At 39.9% G+C, this 22,010-nt stretch carries 25 protein-coding genes and 1 tRNA gene; 12 read left to right on the top strand and 14 right to left on the bottom strand.

The genetic code is table 11. The annotated features are described in order from the left end of the window. Positions 1-84: 84 nt before the first annotated feature. The 4 genes from NMS_RS02645 to NMS_RS02630 form a co-directional block, all read right to left on the bottom strand. Positions 85-1,263: an acyl-CoA dehydrogenase family protein gene (locus tag NMS_RS02645; protein WP_041495266.1), complete on the bottom strand. Its 1,179-nt coding sequence runs from the start codon at positions 1,261-1,263 to the stop codon at positions 85-87. A gap of 137 nt (positions 1,264-1,400) precedes the next feature. Next, positions 1,401-2,135 carry a tRNA1(Val) (adenine(37)-N6)-methyltransferase gene (locus NMS_RS02640; RefSeq protein WP_041495265.1) on the bottom strand — a complete coding sequence of 245 codons (735 nt, stop codon included), beginning with the start codon at positions 2,133-2,135 and terminating at the stop codon, positions 1,401-1,403. An 11-nt stretch (positions 2,136-2,146) separates the two neighbouring features. Continuing rightward, the gene (gene rimM / locus NMS_RS02635; RefSeq protein ID WP_041495264.1) at positions 2,147-2,677 is read right to left on the bottom strand and encodes a ribosome maturation factor RimM; all 531 of its coding nucleotides are present in this window, start codon (positions 2,675-2,677) and stop codon (positions 2,147-2,149) included. 11 nt (positions 2,678-2,688) lie between these two features. Beyond that, complete coding sequence (locus NMS_RS02630) at positions 2,689-3,198, bottom strand: 30S ribosomal protein S16 (RefSeq protein WP_041495263.1); 510 nt, start codon at positions 3,196-3,198, stop codon at positions 2,689-2,691. A 129-nt stretch (positions 3,199-3,327) separates the two neighbouring features. Here NMS_RS02630 and NMS_RS02625 point away from each other — a divergent pair, with 129 nt between their 5' ends. Beyond that, entirely contained in the window at positions 3,328-4,140 is an 813-nt protein-coding gene (locus NMS_RS02625) for a DUF6252 family protein (RefSeq protein WP_041495262.1), read from the top strand. On the opposite strand, the gene NMS_RS02620 is transcribed toward NMS_RS02625, so the two are convergent. Then, entirely contained in the window at positions 4,135-4,575 is a 441-nt protein-coding gene (locus NMS_RS02620) for a retropepsin-like aspartic protease (protein WP_041495261.1), read from the bottom strand. The two genes, NMS_RS02625 and NMS_RS02620, sit on opposite strands and share 6 nt — an antisense overlap. Before the next feature lie 132 nt (positions 4,576-4,707). Here NMS_RS02620 and NMS_RS02615 point away from each other — a divergent pair, with 132 nt between their 5' ends. From NMS_RS02615 to NMS_RS02600, 4 genes are all read left to right on the top strand, one after another. Further along, positions 4,708-5,475: a TatD family hydrolase gene (locus NMS_RS02615; protein ID WP_041495260.1), complete on the top strand. Its 768-nt coding sequence runs from the start codon at positions 4,708-4,710 to the stop codon at positions 5,473-5,475. Positions 5,476-5,519: 44 nt separating this feature from the next. Beyond that, positions 5,520-6,647: a 1-acyl-sn-glycerol-3-phosphate acyltransferase gene (locus tag NMS_RS02610; protein WP_316931176.1), complete on the top strand. Its 1,128-nt coding sequence runs from the start codon at positions 5,520-5,522 to the stop codon at positions 6,645-6,647. Next, the gene (locus tag NMS_RS02605) at positions 6,637-7,710 is read left to right on the top strand and encodes an asparaginase (protein WP_041495258.1); all 1,074 of its coding nucleotides are present in this window, start codon (positions 6,637-6,639) and stop codon (positions 7,708-7,710) included. Before NMS_RS02610 ends, NMS_RS02605 begins: the two co-directional genes overlap by 11 nt. Before the next feature lie 50 nt (positions 7,711-7,760). Further along, positions 7,761-7,845 (top strand) — tRNA-Ser (locus NMS_RS02600). Positions 7,846-8,082: 237 nt separating this feature from the next. Here NMS_RS02600 and NMS_RS02595 read toward each other — a convergent pair. Next, positions 8,083-9,198: an NAD(P)/FAD-dependent oxidoreductase gene (locus NMS_RS02595; RefSeq protein WP_041495257.1), complete on the bottom strand. Its 1,116-nt coding sequence runs from the start codon at positions 9,196-9,198 to the stop codon at positions 8,083-8,085. Positions 9,199-9,439: 241 nt separating this feature from the next. On the opposite strand from NMS_RS02595, the gene NMS_RS02590 reads away from it, so the two are divergent. Beyond that, a complete protein-coding gene (locus NMS_RS02590; RefSeq protein WP_041495256.1) occupies positions 9,440-9,886 on the top strand; it encodes a ferritin-like domain-containing protein in 447 nt (148 codons plus the stop codon). 231 nt (positions 9,887-10,117) lie between these two features. Here the strand turns inward: NMS_RS02590 and NMS_RS02585 are convergent, their stop codons facing one another. The 4 genes from NMS_RS02585 to NMS_RS02570 all read right to left on the bottom strand — a co-directional run bounded on the left by NMS_RS02585 (position 10,118) and on the right by NMS_RS02570 (position 13,941). After that, complete coding sequence (locus NMS_RS02585) at positions 10,118-10,672, bottom strand: DUF421 domain-containing protein (protein WP_052476664.1); 555 nt, start codon at positions 10,670-10,672, stop codon at positions 10,118-10,120. A 316-nt stretch (positions 10,673-10,988) separates the two neighbouring features. After that, positions 10,989-12,614: an ArnT family glycosyltransferase gene (locus NMS_RS02580; RefSeq protein ID WP_041495255.1), complete on the bottom strand. Its 1,626-nt coding sequence runs from the start codon at positions 12,612-12,614 to the stop codon at positions 10,989-10,991. Continuing rightward, on the bottom strand, positions 12,611-13,231 hold the full coding sequence (locus NMS_RS02575) for a lipid-A-disaccharide synthase N-terminal domain-containing protein (RefSeq protein ID WP_041495254.1): 621 nt from the start codon (positions 13,229-13,231) through the stop codon (positions 12,611-12,613). Before NMS_RS02575 ends, NMS_RS02580 begins: the two co-directional genes overlap by 4 nt. Next, complete coding sequence (locus tag NMS_RS02570; protein WP_041495253.1) at positions 13,228-13,941, bottom strand: glycosyltransferase; 714 nt, start codon at positions 13,939-13,941, stop codon at positions 13,228-13,230. The genes NMS_RS02575 and NMS_RS02570 overlap by 4 nt, the downstream gene beginning before the upstream one ends. 149 nt (positions 13,942-14,090) lie before the next feature. Between NMS_RS02570 and NMS_RS02565 the strand changes: the two genes are divergently transcribed. Continuing rightward, complete coding sequence (locus NMS_RS02565; RefSeq protein WP_041495251.1) at positions 14,091-15,032, top strand: NAD-dependent epimerase/dehydratase family protein; 942 nt, start codon at positions 14,091-14,093, stop codon at positions 15,030-15,032. A 40-nt stretch (positions 15,033-15,072) separates the two neighbouring features. Here the strand turns inward: NMS_RS02565 and NMS_RS02560 are convergent, their stop codons facing one another. Further along, positions 15,073-15,762 (bottom strand): VIT1/CCC1 transporter family protein, encoded by a 690-nt coding sequence (locus NMS_RS02560; protein WP_041495250.1) that lies wholly within the window; start codon positions 15,760-15,762, stop codon positions 15,073-15,075. A 333-nt stretch (positions 15,763-16,095) separates the two neighbouring features. Between NMS_RS02560 and NMS_RS02555 the strand changes: the two genes are divergently transcribed. The 5 genes from NMS_RS02555 (at position 16,096) to NMS_RS02535 (ending at position 19,293) form a co-directional block, all read left to right on the top strand. Next, entirely contained in the window at positions 16,096-16,881 is a 786-nt protein-coding gene (locus NMS_RS02555) for a MotA/TolQ/ExbB proton channel family protein (protein ID WP_041495248.1), read from the top strand. Between the two features lie 24 nt (positions 16,882-16,905). After that, positions 16,906-17,382 carry a hypothetical protein gene (locus NMS_RS02550; RefSeq protein ID WP_041495247.1) on the top strand — a complete coding sequence of 159 codons (477 nt, stop codon included), beginning with the start codon at positions 16,906-16,908 and terminating at the stop codon, positions 17,380-17,382. A gap of 2 nt (positions 17,383-17,384) precedes the next feature. Then, positions 17,385-18,008, top strand: coding sequence for an ExbD/TolR family protein (locus NMS_RS02545; protein WP_041495246.1), 624 nt, complete (start codon positions 17,385-17,387; stop codon positions 18,006-18,008). A gap of 2 nt (positions 18,009-18,010) precedes the next feature. Next, positions 18,011-18,496, top strand: a complete 486-nt coding sequence (locus NMS_RS02540) for an ExbD/TolR family protein (protein ID WP_041495244.1) — start codon at positions 18,011-18,013, stop codon at positions 18,494-18,496. An 83-nt stretch (positions 18,497-18,579) separates the two neighbouring features. Further along, positions 18,580-19,293, top strand: a complete 714-nt coding sequence (locus NMS_RS02535) for a porin family protein (protein ID WP_041495243.1) — start codon at positions 18,580-18,582, stop codon at positions 19,291-19,293. Here the strand turns inward: NMS_RS02535 and NMS_RS02530 are convergent. From NMS_RS02530 to NMS_RS02520, 3 genes are all read right to left on the bottom strand, one after another. Beyond that, positions 19,290-19,895, bottom strand: coding sequence for a hypothetical protein (locus NMS_RS02530; RefSeq protein WP_041495242.1), 606 nt, complete (start codon positions 19,893-19,895; stop codon positions 19,290-19,292). The genes NMS_RS02535 and NMS_RS02530 overlap by 4 nt on opposite strands. A gap of 6 nt (positions 19,896-19,901) precedes the next feature. Continuing rightward, positions 19,902-21,350 (bottom strand): RNA polymerase factor sigma-54, encoded by a 1,449-nt coding sequence (gene rpoN, locus NMS_RS02525; protein ID WP_041495240.1) that lies wholly within the window; start codon positions 21,348-21,350, stop codon positions 19,902-19,904. A 132-nt stretch (positions 21,351-21,482) separates the two neighbouring features. Then, positions 21,483-21,911 carry a hypothetical protein gene (locus tag NMS_RS02520; RefSeq protein WP_052476663.1) on the bottom strand — a complete coding sequence of 143 codons (429 nt, stop codon included), beginning with the start codon at positions 21,909-21,911 and terminating at the stop codon, positions 21,483-21,485. Between the last annotated feature and the right edge of the window lie 99 nt (positions 21,912-22,010).

The raw sequence follows: 22,010 nt of genomic DNA, 5'->3' as shown, positions 1-22,010 counted from the left end.
TTTGCAAAAGTAAGGGCTGATTGTCACTAACAATCAGCCCTCAAGATTTTTAATATAGGATTAACTCACTATCATAATCTGTGGTTATGAAAACGCATTCTCACCCGTAATATCCAAACCTGTAATCAACAAGTGAATATCATGTGTACCTTCATAAGTAATCACACTTTCTAGATTCATGCTGTGGCGCATGATGCTATACTCGCCAGTAATTCCCATACCGCCTAAGATCTGGCGTGCCTCGCGGGCGATGTTGATGGCGATTTCTACATTATTCCTTTTGGCCATTGAGATTTGAGCACTGGTCGCTTTTCCTTCTTCACGCAAAACACCTAGTCGCCATGCGAGTAATTGTGCTTTGGTGATTTCAGTAATCATTTCGGCCAGTTTCTTTTGTTGCAATTGGAATCCAGCAATCGGTTTTCCAAATTGCTTACGTTCCTTAGCATACCGCAGTGCTGTATCATAGCAATCCATGGCAGCGCCTATGGCGCCCCAGGCGATACCAAAACGAGCGCTGTCCAAGCAGCTCAATGGAGCTCCTAGACCAGTGCGGCCTGGTAAAATATTTGCTTTAGGAACTTTGACGTCATGGAAGATCAGTTCGCCAGTTGCGCTCGCGCGCAGGGACCATTTGTTGTGAGTTTCTGGTGTGGTAAATCCTTCCATACCACGCTCTACAATCACACCATGAATACGGTTATTTTCATCTTTTGCCCAAACGACAGCCACATCACAAAAAGGGCTGTTAGAAATCCATAATTTGGCACCATTCAAGATCACATGATCGCCTGCATCTTTAAATCGAGTAATCATACTTCCTGGGTCTGATCCAGAATCTGGCTCAGTCAATCCAAAACTTCCCATAAATTCTCCACTGGCCAACTTTGGTAGGAATTTCTTTTTCTGTTCCTCACTACCATATTTCCAGATGGGATACATCACTAATGATGATTGTACTGAGGCTGTGGAACGCACGCCGCTATCGCCGCGTTCAATTTCTTGCATGATCAACCCGTATGAGATTTGATCCAGTCCAGCGCCGCCATATTCTTCTGGAATATAAGGTCCGAAGGCGCCAATGGAAGCCAGTCCTGGTATGATGCTCTTAGGGAATTTAGCATCTTGAGCCGCTTGTTCTATAATAGGAGAAACGTCACGTTTGACCCATGCTCGAGCCGTGTCACGTATCATTTTGTGTTCCTCAGTCAATAGATCGTCTAGCTGATAATAATCTGGAGCTTCAAATAAGTCTGGTTTCATAAATGCGTTTCAAGGGATGTTTGTCAATTTCTTAATCGCGATCGCAACAAATTGCGGTTTTCATAAGAGTAGTAAAAATAGGAATCTCAATCGCTATTTCTACATAAAATCAGTCGTAATGCACAGTAGATCTTTACCTACATTTTCAAATAGAAATCTTTAACCAGATCAATGTAGTCTTCGGTATAGATGTGTCTTGACTTTTCAATGGTCAAATGCGAGGTGGAGGGTTCGGTGGTTGTTACGCTTTCGCGAAAGCGAAATTCTAACAAAACTCTTTTCGCGGCACTGGCATCTGTACCACGCACATAGGTCTTGCGAGTGGCGACAAATTGAAAGTGGCTGGTGATTTTCAAGAATTCCTCTTCCCGATCTGATGGAATGATGCAGGCGAAAGTACCGCTAGTTTCCAAGAGTTTGTAAACGCCATAAACCAATTCTTCAAACGGCAACGCATCATCAAAACGTGCTTGTTGACGTTTTACATCTATCATCGCATCATTGCGGTTTAACTTTCCATCAAAAAATGGAGGGTTTGAAATGATGAGATCATAGCGTTCTTCTACCTCTTCATAAAACTCTTGAAATGAAGCGTGATAACAGTAAAGCCTATCGCCATAAGGACTGTTCTCAAAATTTGAAGTGGTTTGTTCAAAAGCAGCATCATCGATTTCAATAGCGTCCACTTGAGCTCTGGAAAAGCGTTGTGCCATTATAAGTGCGATAACTCCAGTGCCTGTGCCTATATCAAGTATAGACAGCGGCTGTTCAACTGTATCAGTCCATGCGCCTAACAAGACAGCGTCAGTGCCTATCTTTTGAGCACATTGATCTTGAGCGACTTCAAATTGCTTGAACTTAAAGGTGCTCATCAGTAAAGATTTTATTCGGAAATATAGAGGTCGATGAGACCTTCAGGAGTAGTTACGGTAATGGTTTTTTTATCGCGATCCAGTTCTTCAATAAACTCATCATTGATAGGTATTAACACTTCGCTGCCATCGTGATCTACTTCAAAAAGTGCTTGTGAGGTGGTATCGTTGACTCCAGTTATGGTTCCCACGCTTCCATACTCGGTATCGATCATTTCAAAACCTATGACCTCGTGATAATAGAATTGAGTTCCTTCCAGTTTAGGAAGTACGTCGAGTGGTAAGTACAACTCACGTTTCATGAGGCTGTCTGCCATGGGTTCATCATCGACATCCTCAAATTTAACGCGCAGCAATAAGGATTTATGGAGCTGGCTGTGTTCAATAAAAAATGGAACCAAGTTTTTACCGATCTCGATAAAAACTGATTCCATTTCTAAGAATAGCTCTGGTTCATCTGTGTCTAATTTGACAAGCAGTTCCCCTTTAAAGCTAAATTTATTGACAATCGTGCCTACGTAGAAACATTCCTCTTTACGCATGGCAGTACGATTTATTCTTCTTCGCTAGATGCTTCAGCAGCAGGAGCTTCTTCCTCAGCTGGAGCTTCTGGTTCTGGAGTGTTAGCAGCGATACGTGCTTCATTCACCGCTTTTTCAGCAGCAAGAGCTTCAGCAGCTTTCTTATCTTCTTCTTTAGAAAGTCCAGACGCCTTGTTAGCAATCTTTCCTTCTTTTTCTTCTAACCAAGCGTTGAATTTCTCCTCCATTTGCTCTTCAGTAAAAGCACCTTTCTTTACACCACCTTTCAAGTGTCTTTTCAACATAGCTCCTTTGTAACCTAATATTGCTCTTGCAGTATCTGTAGGTTGTGCACCGTTTTCTAACCATTGTACAGCGCTATCAACGTCTAGGTTAATGGTTGCAGGGTTGGTGTTAGGATTATAAGTTCCTATTTTGTCTAGGTACTTACCATCTCTTTTAGAGCGGGAATCCGCAGCTACGATCCAGTAAAAAGGTTTTCCTTTTTTACCGTGTCTTTGAAGTCTGATTTTTACAGGCATAACATTAAATTTAGGGGTTCTCGACCCTGGTTATTAATTTGAGGTTGCAAAAATACTATTTATTTGAGAATCAGCAACCGCTCATACTATTTTATTTAATTTTGAGTTTTATAGTCAAGCATTGCTCCCATGAACAAACTTTTATTACTCATAGTACTCCTATCTATTGCATTTACAGGATGTGAAGAAAACATCGATAAAATCAACTCCCCTGCTTTACAAGCTTCTCGAAATGGAGAGTTTTTTGGTGCCACTAAAACCTCAGTGACTAATAATACTGATGGAACCATCACTATAGGTGGAGAAAACCCACTAGAAACACTTCAGATACGCTTGACTTCAGCCACTCCCGGATTTTATGAGTTAGGGTCAGGTCAGGCTAATGAAGCCATTTACACCTTCAATGGCGAACAACAGTTTTCTACTCGTACAGGAAATGGTGCGGGAAGTGTCATTCTTGATGCTGGATCACCAGACGGTACCGTAACAGGGAATTTTAGCTTTGTGAGCTATACGCCAGGAGCTACAGATACACTTACCATGCGTAAAGGTGTCATTTATAGAGTGCCTTTTGGGACTGAAGTAGGTTCTGATCGCGTCAATGACTTGAAAGCCTTGATTAATGGTACAGCACTCAATCCATCATCAGTTTCAGCTACTAAAGGACCTGGAACCATCGTCATTCAAGCTGCAAACGGCAACAACACTCTACTTCTCAGTTTTCCTGAAGCGGTCACTGTAGGGAGCTATAATTTTTCTGCTACTGGAATGTATCGCGCAACCTATTCCAGTGGAGGTACTAATGCAGATGCAATCTCCGGAACCCTAGATGTTTCTATTGTGAATCGCGCGGCAGGTCGATATAGTGGTTTGTTTAAGTTTGAGTCTGGACCTCCAGGAAATGTGGTGGTCACTCAAGGTTCTTTTACGATCACTCTATAATTTCAAAAACAACCATTTACTGCGGTAATCAATAATGGCGGCGCTTGCGATTAGAAAATCGGCACCTAGTAATCCTTGAACAGATCGCATACCCTCTGCTTTCAAAGCACTGTTGACAAAGCTCATGTCCATAGAAAGTAAGGTCACATCTTCATCGCTCCAGTCACCCAATTCTAGTGTATTTTTATAAGAAACTCGTGGCCGTAAGGAGCCGCTGGCTGTACCTATTTGTTTCTCCATAAACTCCGTAGTCAATTGAAATTCCTTGTAAAGCGCTTGATCTACACAAGTAGCACTCGCACCGGTATCAATAATGAACCTACCAGGATGACCGTTAAGTTGTGCTTTGGTAACGATATGGCTGCTCTTTTTAGCAATGCGTATGCGGTGTGCAATGTAACCTTGTTCCTTTAAAATCTTTTTAATCGATGCCATAGATAAAAATAGAGTGTGAAGATAAGTTCGCTTTCGCGAAAGCGAAATAAAAAACAGTCTTAAGCCTTAGCTATAAATCTATAAGCCTAGAATTGATTTTACAGCCACTTTACCATCCCGTACCTTTGCATGATGATTTTAACTGATACGCATACACATTTATACAGCGAGCAATTTGATGAAGATCGCGAGAGCATGATTCAACGAGCATTCGAAGCTGGAGTGAGCCGATTTTTCATTCCTGCAATAGATTCTGCATACACCGCAGGTATGCGAGAATTAAAGCAGAATTACCCAGATCATATGTTTCTTATGGCAGGTTTACATCCCACCCATGTAAAAGAAAATCATGCAGAGGAATTGCAGCATGTAAAAGAGGAGTTGGCCACTGGTGATTATGTAGCCGTTGGTGAGATAGGTGTTGATTTATACTGGGATCAGTCCACTCGCGACTTGCAGATGCAAGCCTTTCATCAACAAATCGAATGGGCGCTGGAGTATGAATTGCCGATTGTGATTCATTGCCGGGATGCGTTTGATGAAGTTTTTGAGGTGCTTAAATCACATCAAGGGAGGAGATTAAAAGGAATTTTTCATTGTTTTACTGGAACGCTGGAGCAAGCTCAACTTGCCATTGCCTATGGAATGAAATTAGGCATAGGTGGGGTGGTTACTTTTAAGAATGGAAAAATTGATCAGTTTCTAGATCAAATCGACATAGAACAGATTGTTTTAGAGACAGATGCTCCTTACCTAGCGCCAGTGCCTTACCGCGGTAAGCGCAATGAAAGCGCCTATATAGAGAGGGTCGCGATTAAAGTGGCAGAAATTTATGGGTTAGAGGTAGAAGAGGTTGCACGCATCACCACCTTAAATTCTCGTGAAGTCTTCGGCGTGTAGGGCAGAACATCCGTATTTTTGAGGTTTAAATAGATAGACTTTTGGTGCAATTTGATGATATACGGTACTTTAATGAGGAAGAAGTGGGCGTTGCCCTAAAGAGTGCTGTGCGTCACCCTATGATCAAGACGCTTTTTCAATACACCTTCCCAGATAAAACGGACGAGGAGATTAAGGAGATCGTCCTTTCTTGTAAAACAGTTAACGACTTTCAGCGTGAGGTCATTTCTGTAACTGTAAAACGGGTGTTAGAAGAAACATCTGCAGGATTGACGACTACTGGATTTGATAAATTAGATCCAGAGCAATCCTATCTGTACATTTCTAATCACCGAGATATCGTTTTAGATACGTGTTTGATCAATCTTACTCTATTCAATTACGATTTGATCCGTACTGCAAGTGCGATAGGTGACAATCTGGTGCAACGTCCTTTTGTAAACGCGTTAAGTAAATTGACTCGCAATTTTATTGTGAAGCGTGGCGGTACTCCTCGAGAGACTTTAATGAGTAGTAAGAACCTTAGTGAATATGTAGAATATTTGCTTAAAGAAAGAAATCGCAGTGTCTGGATTGCTCAACGACAAGGACGTACAAAAGATGGCAATGATGTGACGGAGCAGGGGGTTTTGAAAATGATAGCCCTAGCTGCTGGCAAACGACCCGTTGCAGAGTATCTCAACAGCCTCAAAATAGTTCCAGTCTCCATATCGTATGAATACGATCCTACAGATATTCTCAAAGTACCCGAGTTACTGGCCAAAAAAGCCCAAAAAGAATACATCAAGTCTGAAAACGAAGATTTCAATAGCATTCTTAAGGGAGCGCTAGGTCAGAAAAAGCACATCCATATACATGCTTCTGAACCTCTGGAATTGAAAACTAAGGATGATGAGGCGGTCAATCAATTGCTACAACACGTGGTCAGCAAGCTGGATCGTGTGATTCAAAGTAATTACCGTTTGTGGCCTACAAATTATATCGCATTTGATTTGCTCAACGATACTCAGTCATATACAGAGCATTATACCGATAAAGATCAAAAACAATTCGAACGCCGTTTGCGCCTGCGAGTTGACATGAAAGATCCAGAAGCAGTAAAAAGTTTTTTAAATATGTATGCCCGACCGGTCATTAATAAAGAAGAGCTAGAACTTGCTTATGAAGCCTAGAATTCTTCTTATATATACTGGCGGTACGATTGGGATGATGAAGGATCCAGAAACCTGGGCTCTTAAATCATTTAACTTTGAAGAACTCCTCCTGCATATACCAGAGTTGCGACAACTGGACTGCGAGATCAGTACAATCTCATATACTCATCCCATAGATTCCTCTAACATGAACTTGAAAAGCTGGCAGCGGCTGGGAGAGATGATTCATGAGCGCTATGATGATTTTGATGGCTTTGTTGTCTTGCATGGTAGTGATACTATGGCGTACACCGGCAGTGCCTTGAGCTTTATGTTTGAGAACTTGACTAAGCCTATTATTCTAACAGGCTCACAGCTGCCTATAGGCGACTTAAGAACAGATGCTAAGGAAAATTTAATTACCACCATACAGCTGGCATCCCAGATTCAAAACGGTAGGCCTATCATTAGAGAAGTTTGCATTTATTTTGAATATCAGTTGTATCGCGCAAACCGGACAGCTAAGGTGAGTGCAGATCATTTTGAAGCATTTATGTCACCTAACTATCCGCCGCTAGCGATAAGTGGGGTACATCTCAATATTGATCAGAATCTTTTATGGCAGGGAACTTTTGATGAGTTCGCTTTCGCGAAAGCGAACCAACCACAGCTTCCTGAAGATGAGTACAAGATGTTTTACCGCCCTGATTTTGTCAATGATGTCGTCATTCTCAAACTGTTTCCTGGAATAACCCCTGAGGTGGTCAATGCGATTTGTAATATTCCTGAATTGAAAGGCATCGTACTGGAAACCTATGGCAGCGGGAACGCCCCTAGTGAGCAATGGTTTGTCGATGCGATGAAAAGAACTCTTGATAAAGGCGTTTATATTGTAAACGTGACCCAATGCCGTGGAGGTGCTGTGGACATGGGGAAATATGAAACCAGTGTACAGCTTAAAGCTATTGGGATGGTGTCTGGTAAAGACATGACCACGGAAACTGCGCTGGCCAAAATGATGTACTTATTGAATTACACCACAACACTTGCTGACTTCAAGCATTATTTTGAAAAATCCTTGCGTGGGGAGGTGACAGAATGATTTCTTATTTGCAAGAAGCGAGTTAAAGTCGTAATCTTGCATTTCGTTTTAGAGAGGTGGCCGAGCGGTCGAAGGCGCACGCCTGGAAAGCGTGTAAACGGCAACGTTTCGAGGGTTCGAATCCCTTCCTCTCTGCACTAATGCAAAGCCTGATTCCCGAAAGGGAATCGGGCTTTTTCCATTTTTAAGGCCTAAAGCAACGCTTTGAAGGTCTAAGAAATGGAAAAAGCAAAGAGATCGCGTTAGCGATATGAGGCTTTATTTTCAAGGTGTTGTAAATGGGATCAATGTGAGTTAATCCTTCCTTTCTGCAAGCAAAAAGCCCAATTTCCTTTTGAAAGTTGGGCTTTCATTTTTAGTGTATCTTTTTGCTTACTCTAACAGATAGGCCAGGTCTTTGCCTATCGTACTTCCTATGGCCACACCCATGCCGCCCAGGCGTACGCCACAGTAAATATTAGCATCCAGCTGTTTAACAATAGGTTTTTTAGAGTTTCCTATTCCCATAATTCCTGACCAGCGGTGGTCTATTTCAAAATAAGTGTCAGGTAAGATGGTGGTTTTTAATAGGTCTTCTAATTTATCTTGAATCAATCTCGATTGTGTAAATTCAATAGTTTCCTCTGCTTTGAAGTCTAAGTTCCTGCCTCCACCTAGTAATACTCTATCATCAATATTCCTAAAGTAATAATACCCACGGTCTAAATGGAAGGTTCCTTTAATATGCAGGTCTTTTATAGGCTTTGTAATTAGGACTTGAGCTCTAGCTGGTTTGACAGACTCCTCTAAGAGTTGCGAGGCAAACCCATTAGTCGCCACAAAAACATGAGAAGTCGTAAGTTCGAAATGATTGGTAGCTATGTGAACTTTATTAGCGCCTTGAGAGAGTTTCTCTACAGTTATATTATTTAAAATATTGATGTTTTTGCTTTGCACTAGGCGCAATAGAGATTCCATCATTTTGCCTGTGTCAATTTGGCCTTCAAAAGGATTAAAGCTGTATTGACTTTTTATGTTTTTAAAAGCGAGACTGTTGTCGATAAAGGAAAACACAGGTTTCTTACAAATAGGTTTTAGGAGCTCATTAATTAAATTCACTTGATCCCTGCAGGTCTCATATAGTTGGGGATCGGACTCTAAAAACAATTCGTAGCCACCTAATTCTTGATAATCCATGGCGTCATCTCCCAGTGTAGAGTGTAGCAGGTTGAGGCCGTCGATGCGTTGCTGTACTAATTCAATAACCTCATTTTCACTGTGGTGAACTAAGTCATCTATGAGCTCGCTCAAACTGCCAAAACACGCAAAACCTGCATTCTTAGTGCTGGCTCCTTGCGGTAGAATCCCCTTCTCTAAAACTAAAATTTTAGAATTCGGGAATCGATCTCTTAAATGTAGTGCTGTATTGAGCCCTACGATACCACTACCGATGATGGTGAAATCTACATCAGTGAGCCAGGACTTCCATTCCCAATAGGAGAGGTTCATAGAGTAATTTTAGTTGTTGTTTTAATATCTATAGCTTAAAGCTAGTGAAATCAGTCTACACGAACTGGACTTTGACTATTACTTGTTGATTTACTTTTGGCTTTAAGGATAGATAAACAACTAGCTGAAAGAAATCTTACATCGTTAAATCCAACCTAAAACATAGCCAAAGCCGTATTAATTGGTGTAAGAAACAGCCTACTTAAATCTAATTTAGTGATCTAATTTTAAATTAATTATCATGAGCTATACAGATGAAGTAGGAAAAAAATTAAATGCGTTATTAGAAAAAAACTATGATGCAGAAGCTGGTTATAAAGCCGCCGCAGACAATGTTAAAAATGCACAGTTGAAAAGTTTTTTCGGACAGCAGGCGCAGGAGCGTTATAATTTCGGTCATGAATTGAAAGCGGAATTAAAGAGTTTCGGGCAGGAGCCAGACAAAGGAACAAGTGTGGCAGGAGATGCTCACCGCATGTGGATGAACATTAAGTCCACTTTTTCCAGTGACAATGAAGAAAGCATCTTGGAAGAGGCGATTCGTGGAGAAAAGACCGCTGTTGAAGAGTATAATGAAATCATCAATGAGACGAGCTTACCACCTTCTACAAAAAGCGTACTGACGAAGCACCGAGATAATATTCAAAGTGCATTGACTAAGGTAAACTCATTAGAGAAAACCTGGTAATACGATCTTTTGATTGCAATGAAAACTCCATTAGTCGTACTGATGGGGTTTTGTTTTGTAATACTTGCTAGATTGTCTAACCTAATCTTATTCTTTTTCTTTCGACTTTGATATCAGGTAAGCCCTTGATACATGACTTGGAATACGGTTGTTATTCTAGAATAAATTTTGATAGTGTCAATGGTTTAAAAGGGACTAGCTACTTACCGCCTTTCATTGATTATAGCATTACTACTCTTTTTTACTTTTAGAGGGTTCTAAGAAGTCCAGCAAGCGACTTTCCAATGTCACATCTTTGCTCCCGTGAAGTACGCTAACGTCTCCTGTACTTTCAAGTACTACAGCTTTAACATCTTCGAATTTCAACACATTTGCTTCTCTCAATTTTGCGATCAATTCAGACCTATGTAAATTGGTGTTCGCTAGATTATCCTCTAAAATTTTTCCATTCGTCATTAATAAAACAGGCTTGTTGGTAGCTGTTTTTCTGAAGACTTCTGATTTACGCTGTATCAACGCAAAAATCACCTGAAAGGCAATAATGGAAACTAAGGCCACTGCACCATTAGTAATCGATACCTTAGGATCAATAGATATGGTCGCAAGGATACTTCCAATCGCAATGGTTGTAGCAAAGTCAAAGCTGGTCATTTTAGCAAACGTGCGCAGTCCAGAAATTCTAGTAATAACTATCAACGTGCTAAATATGATCATTACACTAAGTGCAATAATAGCAGCTGTAGAAAGGTCAAAAAGTAGCCACTCTGAGGCGTTTTCAAATTTCATAAATCTAGTTTTTCATCTCTTAATATGGACACCACCTTACAATTTTACTGATATTTCATCTTCTGGAAATACTTGTGAAGGGATAGATTCAAATCACTGTATTGCTCAGGCGAATATTATACGCTGCGATGCCTTACAATGATTTAAGTTCGTGAACTTAATTGGGTTTGCTCCTTAAAATAGTTGTAAGATCTTTCTGATAATCAATTATTTATGCTCCCTGAGCAGAAAAGTTTTTAGGCTGTTCACTCTTGCAATAAGAGTGGCATTCCTAAGTATCAACCTAGAATAATGAAATATGGTAATGTAGATCGTGTTAATTCCTTGATAACAAATAATAATCGCTTTTTAATCGGTCTTTGTAAGAACTTCTAGTGCTGTCTAAAGGGTTGAGGTCTACGGTGCCCTTCCATTCTACACTATAATCAGACCTCAATGAATCCAGACGGGTTTTGTCTTTTTCAAAAGTAGTTAATACCATAATCGAGTCCAACTGCTGTTGTTGACGCAATTCACTCATGCTGGTGTGCTTAGTGATTTCTCCATATTCCCACACGAGTTCTGGCGTCAGATTGTCTAAGGTCAAGATCGGTAGGCTGGATTTTTTAAGTTCGGAAAAGGTTTCATATTCAGGGTTTCCCAATAATGCGTTCGCTAACGGGAAGCCTAGAGCTACAGTGAATAATATAAAGGAGATGGTACCGTAAAAGACTTTGGCAAAGTTCTTTTTTCTAAGTTGTATAAATAAAAAGACTCCTACACAGACCAGCGCAATTGAGGTGAGAATATAGGACACATAATGTCCCTCCAACTGGGGTCCTAGATATAAAAAAGCTCCTATTGGAAACGCGATCCCGATAGTGGCAATCAATCCATAATTAAAATAGACTGGCCAGGTCTCCCACCGCCTTGTTGTTGTTTTAAAGTACAAGAATAAATATTCCATATAGAAACCTATAGTCATGGCTAGCGGAATCAATACGGGCAGTAAATACCTAGATTTTTTAGTAGGAATGATGGAAAGAAGTAACAAAGAAGCAAGTGTCCATAATAGAACAAACTGATATGCCTTTAAATTAGAGACCCGCGATTTCAAATAAGGGTACAGCAAACAAATGAAGCCTGGAATGGTCCAGATGCCTGATTGAGTGAAAAAACTCCAGTAATAATAGAATGGTTTGGTTTCATAATCGATCCATCGACCTGATTCTTTCTCTGCGATTCGGGTCGCGTCGTCTGCGTCAAAGAGATAAATATAATAACCCCACCAGGCAGAAAGGATGGTGATTATTAAAATCATAAGAGCGAGTGGCACCCATTTTTTTCTAAAATCTGCAAAGCGATAGATGACGCCATATGCGATCAGAAATGGCAATAGCAAGGCATAATGTGACACTGGACCTTTACTCATAAAGGACAAACCGATGAATAGTCCTGCCAATAAAGAGTTCGTATAGAGCTGCCATGATGTTTCAAAAAACTGGAACAGAAAGTAAATTCCTAACAGCATAAAACTATGCGCAAATATGTCCCATGTGCCGTTTCGGCCAGCAAAAATGATGTAAAATGAGGTACCTAGCACTAAGGTCGTCACAAGTGCATAGGTTTTGTTGTGAGTCAGCTTTCGCGAAAGCGCATACATCACAAACAACAGTACAAGTGTTATGAACGCTGCAGGAAGTCGCAACCCTGCAAGACTTTTGAAACCGAAAAGGGCTCCGGAAAACGCAGTAAGCCAAGTAGGTAAAGGTGGTTTTTCATAACGTGGCAAGCCGTCCATGGTGGTCAATATCCAGTTGCCCTCCGTCAGCATTTCTCGAGCCGTGATGAAATTGCGGGCTTCCATAATATTAGGATAAAGAACGCCTAGATGCGCTAGAAAAACGCATCCCCATAAAATAAGGATGGTCCAGTATGGGTGTTTTTCTATCAGGTCTCTCATGACTGTTTTTTCAGGATTACTATGTTGCGCAAGTATAAAAACATACCCAACAAATGACCTACCAATAATACAGGATCCTTACGTATAATCGCATAGGTCAAAATTAATAAAGAACCTAAAAGGCTCAGTACCCAAAAGCCCATAGGTAGTGAGGATTCTTTCCTTTTTTCAGAATAAAACCACTGGTATAAAAATCGCAAAGTAAAAACTACCTGTGCCACAATTCCTAAGATTAAAAGCCAAAGCGGAATATTTGAGTTTTGGAACAAGGAGACACTATCGTATACTTGATTATTAAACCCTATGATAACAATGATCAATGGAAAAGCGTACAAAAATAACCGCAACCATCCTGGAAAAAGTTGCCAGCTGCGCTGCAATTGCATGTTGCGTATGTAAATAAAGTAAGTGAGAACTTGACCTAGCATGATAGCAAAGTCGTCCCTCAGGTACCCGTAAATGAACAATAAGAATGAAGCAATCAAGCTGAGTTGCCAAAACAACACAGGTGTCAACACTCTTTTGTTTTTTTCAGACACTACCCATTGCATGATGGATCTTGCTGAAAAAAGAATTTGTGCGATGAACCCTATGGCATATACTAACCAATCACTCATCCTTTATCTGCTACCTTATAATTGATGTATTTTTTTTTCATCCATAAATAAGCAAAGCAGTCCATTAAGGGTCCCAGCAACCGATTCCAAACTCCGAAGTTTGCGGTTCCTGCAATACGTTCAAAGTGTTGAATGGGTACTTGTTTTATTTTTCCGTTTTGTAGCAATATCATGGCTGGAAGAAAACGGTGCAATCCCTTGAACATTGGTATACGCTTAGCGTATTCTGTTTTGATGACTTTTAATGGGCACCCAGTGTCGTCCATACCGTCATGAGTAAAGCTGCGACGTATACCGTTAGCAATAGTAGAAGACATGTTTTTTACAAAACTATCCTTGCGATTAGATCGCACGCCAGTAACCAGATCGTAGGTTCCAATATGAGATAGAAGCAAATCAAAATCCATGGGTGTGGTTTGCAAATCAGAATCAATGTAACCTACAAACTCTGTTTCTACATGGTCAAACCCTGCTTTTATCGCGGCACTCAGTCCATAATTCTTATCAAAATTGATGTATTGAAAAGCGGGATTCTGTGAACAAATTTCCCTGATGAGATCTATACTTTGATCTTGGGAGCCATCATTCACAAATAGTACTCCTGTTTTTACCGTGGCGACTGCCATGTAGCGCTCCATTTCTTGCCGTACACGAGCCAGGTTCTCTTCTTCATTATAAACAGGTACGATGATAGTAAGCGCTTGATTCATGTAGAATTATCAAAAGGATTGGATTAATTTGCGAAAATACGAGCATATTCTAAAGTAAATTTGAAGTTTTGCCATTTTTACAAGTATCTCAATAAATCCTTTGAGCCTCACTTGATAATGGTTTCTTTTGATAAATGAGTTATTCGCCCATGACAGTATTAGTAACAGGAGCCGCAGGTTTTATAGGATCTCACCTATCGCAACGCCTTCATCAATTAGGATACAAAGTTCTAGGACTAGACAATTATTCTGATTACTATGATGTCAATCTCAAACGACAAAACGCGAGCGAACTCAAAACCCTTGGTATTTCTATTCTAGAAGCAGACCTAAGAACTGCAGATTTACACAAACTGCTACCAGTAGATGTGGATTACATATTCCACGCCGCAGCACAACCAGGCATTGCGCCCACTTGTACGTTTGAAGATTATTTGGAAAACAATGTGATTGCCACCCAGCGACTCACCGAGTTTGCAGGTGCTTGTACATCTTTAAAACTATTCATCAATATAGGAACCTCTTCTATATATGGAGCAGATGTTTTTTGCGGTGAAGAAACTATGGCAAAGCCAGTCTCTAATTACGGAGTTACAAAACTTGCTGCTGAGCAGATTGCTCTTTCCCATTCCAGGTTAGGAAATTTTCCTGCGTGTTCCTTAAGACTATACTCTGTTTACGGTTCAAGAGAGCGACCAGATAAGATGTTTAGCCAGTTAATTGATTGTGCGTTGCATCAAAAAGAGTTTCCTTTATTTGAGGGGAGCTTATTACACAAGCGCAGTTTTACTCATATTACGGATATCATTGAAGGTATTGTAAGCGTGCTAGGAAAGGAATCTGTTTGTGACGGAGAAATCTTCAACTTAGGAACAGATCAAGAATACACTACGGCAGAGGGAATACGCACGGTAGAAAAGTTACTACGTACTCAGATCAAAATACTTAAAAAGCCAGCCCGCAGTGGCGACCAGTTGCGAACTAAAGCGGTTATCGATAAGGCTATAAAACTGTTAAGGTATCATCCAAGAGTAGGATTAGATGAAGGTGTTCAAGAACAAATTGACTGGTTTCTTAGAAACCGAGATTGATCAAATCTGTTGTTCTAATTATTTGCTCGATAAGAGTAGATTAAATCATACCTACTCCAAATAAGTAACCTATCCCAGCAGTGATGCCCATAGCAATTGTTCCACCTAGAACGATGCGCAATACCGCCTTACGCTTGCTAGAGCCACCTACTTTTCCAGATAGAAAGCCTAGTAGAATGAGAAACAGCAGTGCAGTGAGGTATTGATAGATTTCCATTTGATCCACAGGAGCTAGAAATGCAACGATTACAGGTAAGGCCCCTCCAAAAACAAAGGACGCTCCAGAAGATAGAGCTGCTTGTAGAGGATTGGCTTTAGTCATATCAGTAATGCCTAGCTCATCACGTGCATGAGCTTCCAGTGCATTGTGAGCTGTAAGTTGCTTAGCCACTTGTAGAGCGAGAACATTGTCTAAACCGCGACTTTCATAGATATGAGCAAGTTCTTGCAGTTCAGCTTGAGGGGTTTCTGTGAGCTCTTTTTCTTCCCGTTTTAAATCAGCTTCTTCAAGATCACTTTGCGAGCTTACAGACACATATTCTCCTGCAGCCATAGAAAGAGCGCCAGCCACCAGACCCGCTAGTCCAGAGAGCAGGATGGGATCCTTAGTGGCACTTGCAGCTGCAACCCCTATAACGATGCTAGCGGTAGAAAGGATTCCATCATTTGCACCTAGAACTGCCGCTCTCAACCAGTTGCTTCTATTCCCGTAATGCCGTTCTCTATTCATTATACAAGGGAAATTACATATAATTAGAATTTCACAGATTTTAGGGAAGCATAATTTTATGAGAAGTTCGCTTTCGCGAAAGCGAAAACCTCAGAAAGTCCTGCTCTCAATATCAAAAATAAAAGTGGTATAAGTTCATTTACAGCCTATTGTCAGTTTATACTAAGGGTGAAAAAATACGTAGATAGATCAATTGAATAAATAGTTCATACCACGGGCAATAAAAAATATTGAAGTAAAGCCGATAGAAATACATGAGAAGTTCGGTATTAACAGGATAAATTATATATTTAGCCCTTCATTAGAAAAATCAATAAATCAATAAATCTTAAAATGAAACGATCACTTTCAATTTTGTTCATGGCAGTTGTAATGATATTAGGTATGTCATCTACTGCAACAGCAACAACTACAACTAACGCAGCAGTTGCTACTATCGTTACTGCTCAAGACGACGCAGAGCCTGAAGTAGAAACTACTGTAAGCTTTCACCAAGAACTAAAAAAACGATTTATCGAGGGTGGACCTTTATTTATGTCCATTGTACTTGTATGTTTGATTTTAGGATTGGCTATTGCTATAGAAAGAATTATCTACTTAAACCTGTCAACTACTAACTCTAAGAAACTTGCTGCTGATGTAGAAGAAGCTCTTAAAAGTGGTGGTGTAGAGGCTGCAAAAGATGTATGTCGTAATACAAAAGGCCCTGTGGCTTCTATCTATTATCAAGGTCTTGATAGAGCAGATGAAAGCGTTGAGGCTGCTGAAAAAGCGGTTGTCGCTTATGGTGGTGTTCAAATGGGACAATTAGAAAAGAACGTATCTTGGGTTTCCTTATTTATCGCTCTTGCTCCTATGCTTGGGTTTATGGGTACGGTAATCGGGATGATCAAGTCATTTGATAGTATTGCTGAAGCTGGTACTATGGAACCTGCACTTGTAGCAACTGGTATTAAAGTAGCACTTCTTACAACGGTATTCGGTTTGATCGTAGCGATCATCCTTCAAATCTTTTATAACTACATCGTAGCTAAAATCGATAGTATCGTTAACGACATGGAAGATGCATCTATTACTCTTATCGATATTCTTGTAGATTACAAGAACGGTAAGCTGTAATTAACCTTTAATCAATACTTAATCATGATTGCACATAAAGTATTAAAATATTTATCTCTAGCACTTTGCCTTATCGCTGCCGTGTTTTTTATCTACGCTTTAAGTGTAGGTGATGAGCCTATACAGATGGATGAAGATGGTGTTCAAGGGATGACTGTAGTGCCTATGATGTACATTGCTTATATAGTAATGTTTATCATCCTAGCCCTAGTCGCTGTTTTTGTAATTATCAATTTGTTTACGAAGCCTGGTGCTTTAAAAAGCGCAGCCGTATCAGTTGGCATAATGCTTGTTATCATTTTATTAGCATATTTCGTGTTTGCTGATGATAGTGTACTTGATCCTTTAACAGGTAAACAAGTAATGCTAGATGATGGTGAAGAGCTTACTGCTGCAGATTCTCAATGGATCGGTGCTGCATTGTGGACGTTCTACATCATTGGAATCCTAGCAATAGGTTCTATATTATGGGCTGGCGCAACTAAACTTGTAAAAAAATAATTATGGCTAAAAGATCTGCACCTGAAGTAAATGCTGGATCTATGGCAGATATCGCATTTCTTCTTCTTATATTTTTCTTGGTCACCACGACCATTGAAGTAGATAGTGGTATTCAAAGTAAATTGCCACCACCGGTGCCGGACGAGGTTGAGCCGCCACCGATCAAGCAAAAGAATATTTTTCAGGTTCTTGTGAACCAGAACAATCAATTGCTTGTAGAAGATGAATTGATGGAGATCAAAGATCTTACAGAAGCTGCTGTTGCCTTTCTAGACAATGGTGGTGGAGAAGGTCCTGCTGCTTGTGCGTATTGCCGAGGAGATAGAGATCCTGCCAGTTCTGATAACCCTGATAAAGCGGTAATCTCACTAGTGAATGACAGACAGGCTACTTACAATATGTATGTAACTGTTTACAATGAACTTGTAAGAGCTTACACAATTTTACGTAACCGTGAGGCAGAACTTCGTTACAACGAGACTTTCGAAAAGATGTATATGCGCTATAAAGAATGGCCAGAGACTGAAAAGGAAACTCCAGAGTACGAAAAACTTGGAAAGCAAGTAGATGAAATCCGTGATTTGTATCCACTGAAACTTTCTGAAGCTGAACCACAAGAAGGATAATTATGTCAAAGTTTAAGAAACAAAAAAGTGGTGATTTACCTGCGATATCTACGGCATCCTTGCCAGATATTGTATTCATGCTGCTTTTCTTCTTTATGGTTGCGACCGTAATGAGGGAAGATGAATTGATGATTGAAAATCGACTACCTACTGCAAACCAAGTTGAAAAACTGGAGAGCAAAAACAAATTGATCTATATCTACATAGGGAAACCTAGTCCACAGTATCAAAAGACTTTTGGTACAACTGATGTGATCCAGCTGGGCGATAAGATTTCTAGTGTGTCTGAAGTTCAAACTTACGTCAATACAAAGCGTAACGCTATGCCTGAAGATATTCAAGACGAAATGATGGTTTCTTTGAAAGTGGATAGCAGTTCAAAAGTTGGTCAATTGACTGATGTAAAACAAGAGTTACGCGATGCTATGGCATTGAAGATTAACTACACTGCGAAAAAGGGTGATCCTATGCGTAATGTAAAGCAATAGTCTTTCACCAATTGATATTAAAAACCACCTCACATGAGGTGGTTTTTTGTTGGAACACATTTTTCATACCGTATCTTTAGTACATGAAATATCTTGCCTTTTTGCTTTTATTATGTGGTGCTTTTTCACAAGCACAAAGGGCTGATGTGCCTCGAGATCAAAATGCTATTCCTGATGTCGTTGACAGCCTGTACAGAGAGGATCAATTTTATCTAGGTCTTGCTTTCAATCTTGTTACAAATGACCCGTCTGCTTTTTCTCAAAATGGATTTTCTGGTGGACTTAATGCAGGATTCATTAGAGATATGCCAATCAATGATAGGCGCAACGTGGCTATAGGAGTAGGCTTAGGCTTATCAACGAACACTTATAATTCCAACTTGTTCGTAGGTGAATTGGAAGGGGAGCGAACCATATTTCAAGTATTGGACAATCAAACCGAATATCAATCCAATAGATTTAATACCAATCTAGTGGAGTTGCCTGTGCAATTCCGTTGGCGTACTTCCACTGCTACCACCACTAATTTCTGGCGTATTTACACAGGTTTTAAATTGGGGTACCTATTTCATTTCAAGTCTACCTTCAAACAAGATGGAATTACCTTAAAACAGACAGAAGTTGCTGAGTTAAACAGATTGAGGTATGTAGGAACATTGACTATAGGTAACGGAAGTTTCAATGCCTTTGTCCACTACAATCTGAACACCTTGTTCAATGACAAGGCCATCACTACTGATGGAGAACAAGTAGGTCTACAGCCTATAAAATTTGGTGTCGAGTTTTACTTCCTTTAAACTAAGTAACTGTAGGCTATAGAGATTTGAATGAATAATCCCGCTATTGTACCAAATGCCAGTTCCGTTGGTGAATGAGCTTCCATGTGCAATCTTGAGGTTGCTGTCAGTCCAGCGGCAATACATAGACCAATGATCCAATAGGTCAGTGGTATATTGCCCAGTATACTAATCATAATTACAAACCCTAGAATTCCAGCGATTCCCATCATGTGCAGGCTTATCTTAAATTTGAACAATGCCATGACTAACGCTACAATTGTTGACATCAAAAGTCCAATGAAGAAATAGTATAAGGGTAGATGCATACCGCCTTGGAAAACACCTCTTAGCAGAATAATGATGAGTATGGCATAAATTGCTAGAGGTATCAACCGTTCCTTAGTGCTGGACAAGTGAACGCTATTTACCATTTTAGCCACCTTAAGTAAGGTGTATACAACTAAAGGGATAGCAGCAGATAACACTGCGATCATATAGAGTTTTAAGACTATAGCAGGGTTTTGAAGGCTATCAGCATAACTGAAAAACCAAATAGAAACGAGTAGTGGTAAAAACAATGGGCTGGATAGAAAACTCCAAGACCTTAGTAACCATTTCATGAAACCTTAGATTTGTTTACGCAAACGGGCTACAGGAATATCGAGTTGTTCTCGGTATTTTGCCACCGTACGTCTTGCAATAGGATATCCTTTATCTTTTAGAATTTCTGCCAGCTTTTGATCTGTAAGTGGTTTGCGTTTGCTTTCTTCACCTATAACGTTCTCTAGAATCTTCTTGATTTCTCGAGTAGAAACTTCTTCTCCATCAGTGTTAGTCATGGATTCTGAGAAGAATTCTTTAATTAGTTTAGTGCCGTAAGGCGTATCCACATACTTAGAGTTAGCCACCCTAGAAACAGTAGACACATCCATCTGGATTTCATCTGCAATATCTTTTAATATCATCGGGCGCAAGTTGCGCTCGTCGCCTGTCAGGAAGTATTTCTTCTGATAGTTCATAATGGACGACATAGTCATAAAAAGCGTTTCCTGACGCTGTTTAATGGCTTCAATGAACCATTTTGCACCATCAAGCTTTTGTTTAATGAACATCACCGCATCTTTTTGAGATTTAGTTTTTTCCTTAGCTTCTTTATAGCCCTTTAACATGTTTGAATAATCCCGGCTTACATGAAGCTCTGGAGTATTTCTACCGTTTAATGTCAATTCTAATTCTCCTTCTTTAATTCTTATCGTAAAATCAGGAACCACTTGTTCCACGATTCGGGTGCTTCCTCCTGCATAAGAACTACCTGGTTTTGGGTTCAAATGACTTATTTCTTCAATAGCTTCCCGCAGCTGATCCTCCGTGATATCGTATTTAGCGATCAATTTTTGGTAGTGCTTCTTGCTGAAAGCATCAAAGGAATCTTTAATAATCTTCAATGCAAGATCTGCTGTGGGGCTGTTCCGCTTTCGCGAAAGCTGAATCACCAGACATTCTCGCAAATCTCGAGCTCCCACACCGGCTGGATCTAAATCCTGCACCATTTTAAGAACTTTTTCTACTTCAGAAACTTCCGTATAAATATTCATGGTGAACGCAAGGTCGTCAGTGATATCCTCCATACTGCGGCGTATGTATCCGCTGTTGTCGATGCTACCTACTAAAAATTCAGCAATACCGCGGTCTTGCTCACTTAAACGTCGAGTGTTTAATTGGTCTTTAAGGGTTTGTGTGAAAGACTTACCGGAGGCATAGGGTATGCTGGTTTCTTCATCGTCACTGCTGTAATTGTTGGCTCTGGTGCGGTAATCTGGAATTTCATCATCACTCAAATAATCGTCTACATTGATGTCCGGCTCTGGCGCATCATCATATTCATTCTCGTTGGAAAATTCATCATATTCATCGTCACTCTTTTCTTTGCCGTCATCTAAAGCTGGATTTTCCTCAAGTTCAGATTTTACACGTTGTTCAAAAGCTTGCGTCGGCAACTGTATCAGTTTCATTAACTGAATTTGTTGCGGTGATAGCTTTTGCGAAAGCTTGAAATTTAAAGACTGTTTAAGCATGGATGATTACGTTACTCGTAAAAATAGAAAAAGCAAGATGCAATACTGCCATTGAAATTATAAATAATCCGTTCACTATTTAAGTTAAATTTTGGAATGTGAAAAATTTCTATTATCCAGCTAGGATATACTTTAGTCCAAGCGATACACCCTAGTTATATCATCAAGTTCTCCTGAACCAACAATTGATGAATGATCAGAATTCACCCTAAATTTTCCGTCTAGTACAACGTAGTGACCGTTGCAGTTATTTTTAAGAATTTTCTTCATGCTTAATTCATCTGGGTTTACCCAAATAGAGTTTGAGGTTATACCGGCTTCGTAATCCGCTTTATTCAAATATATTCTAGAGCTTTCATACTCAATTTGAAGAAATCCTTTTACGCTTAAAGACTTACCATCGAACTTTTCAGGTGTAGCTATAAGGTTTATGAGGGAAACTTCATGAACTGTAGTTACTTTATAGCTTACAACTTTCAGGGTATCATTTGAGTGATTTCTTTTCTGAGCAGAAGTTGATATTACTGATACAATAAAGAGTATAGTCAGAATTTGTCTCATGGTTTAAGCTTTAAACAATAAAAGTAAACATACTTTTTTTCTACAATTAAAGTTCTCTCCCATATCTGCTGTAATCTCTTTCAAATGAGATAGCCTGTC

The sequence above is a fragment of the Nonlabens marinus S1-08 genome (assembly GCF_000831385.1).
GTDB lineage: Bacteria > Bacteroidota > Bacteroidia > Flavobacteriales > Flavobacteriaceae > Nonlabens > Nonlabens marinus.
Note: the sequence above shows the minus strand (reverse complement) of the source record. Positions and strands in the feature narration are given on the sequence as shown.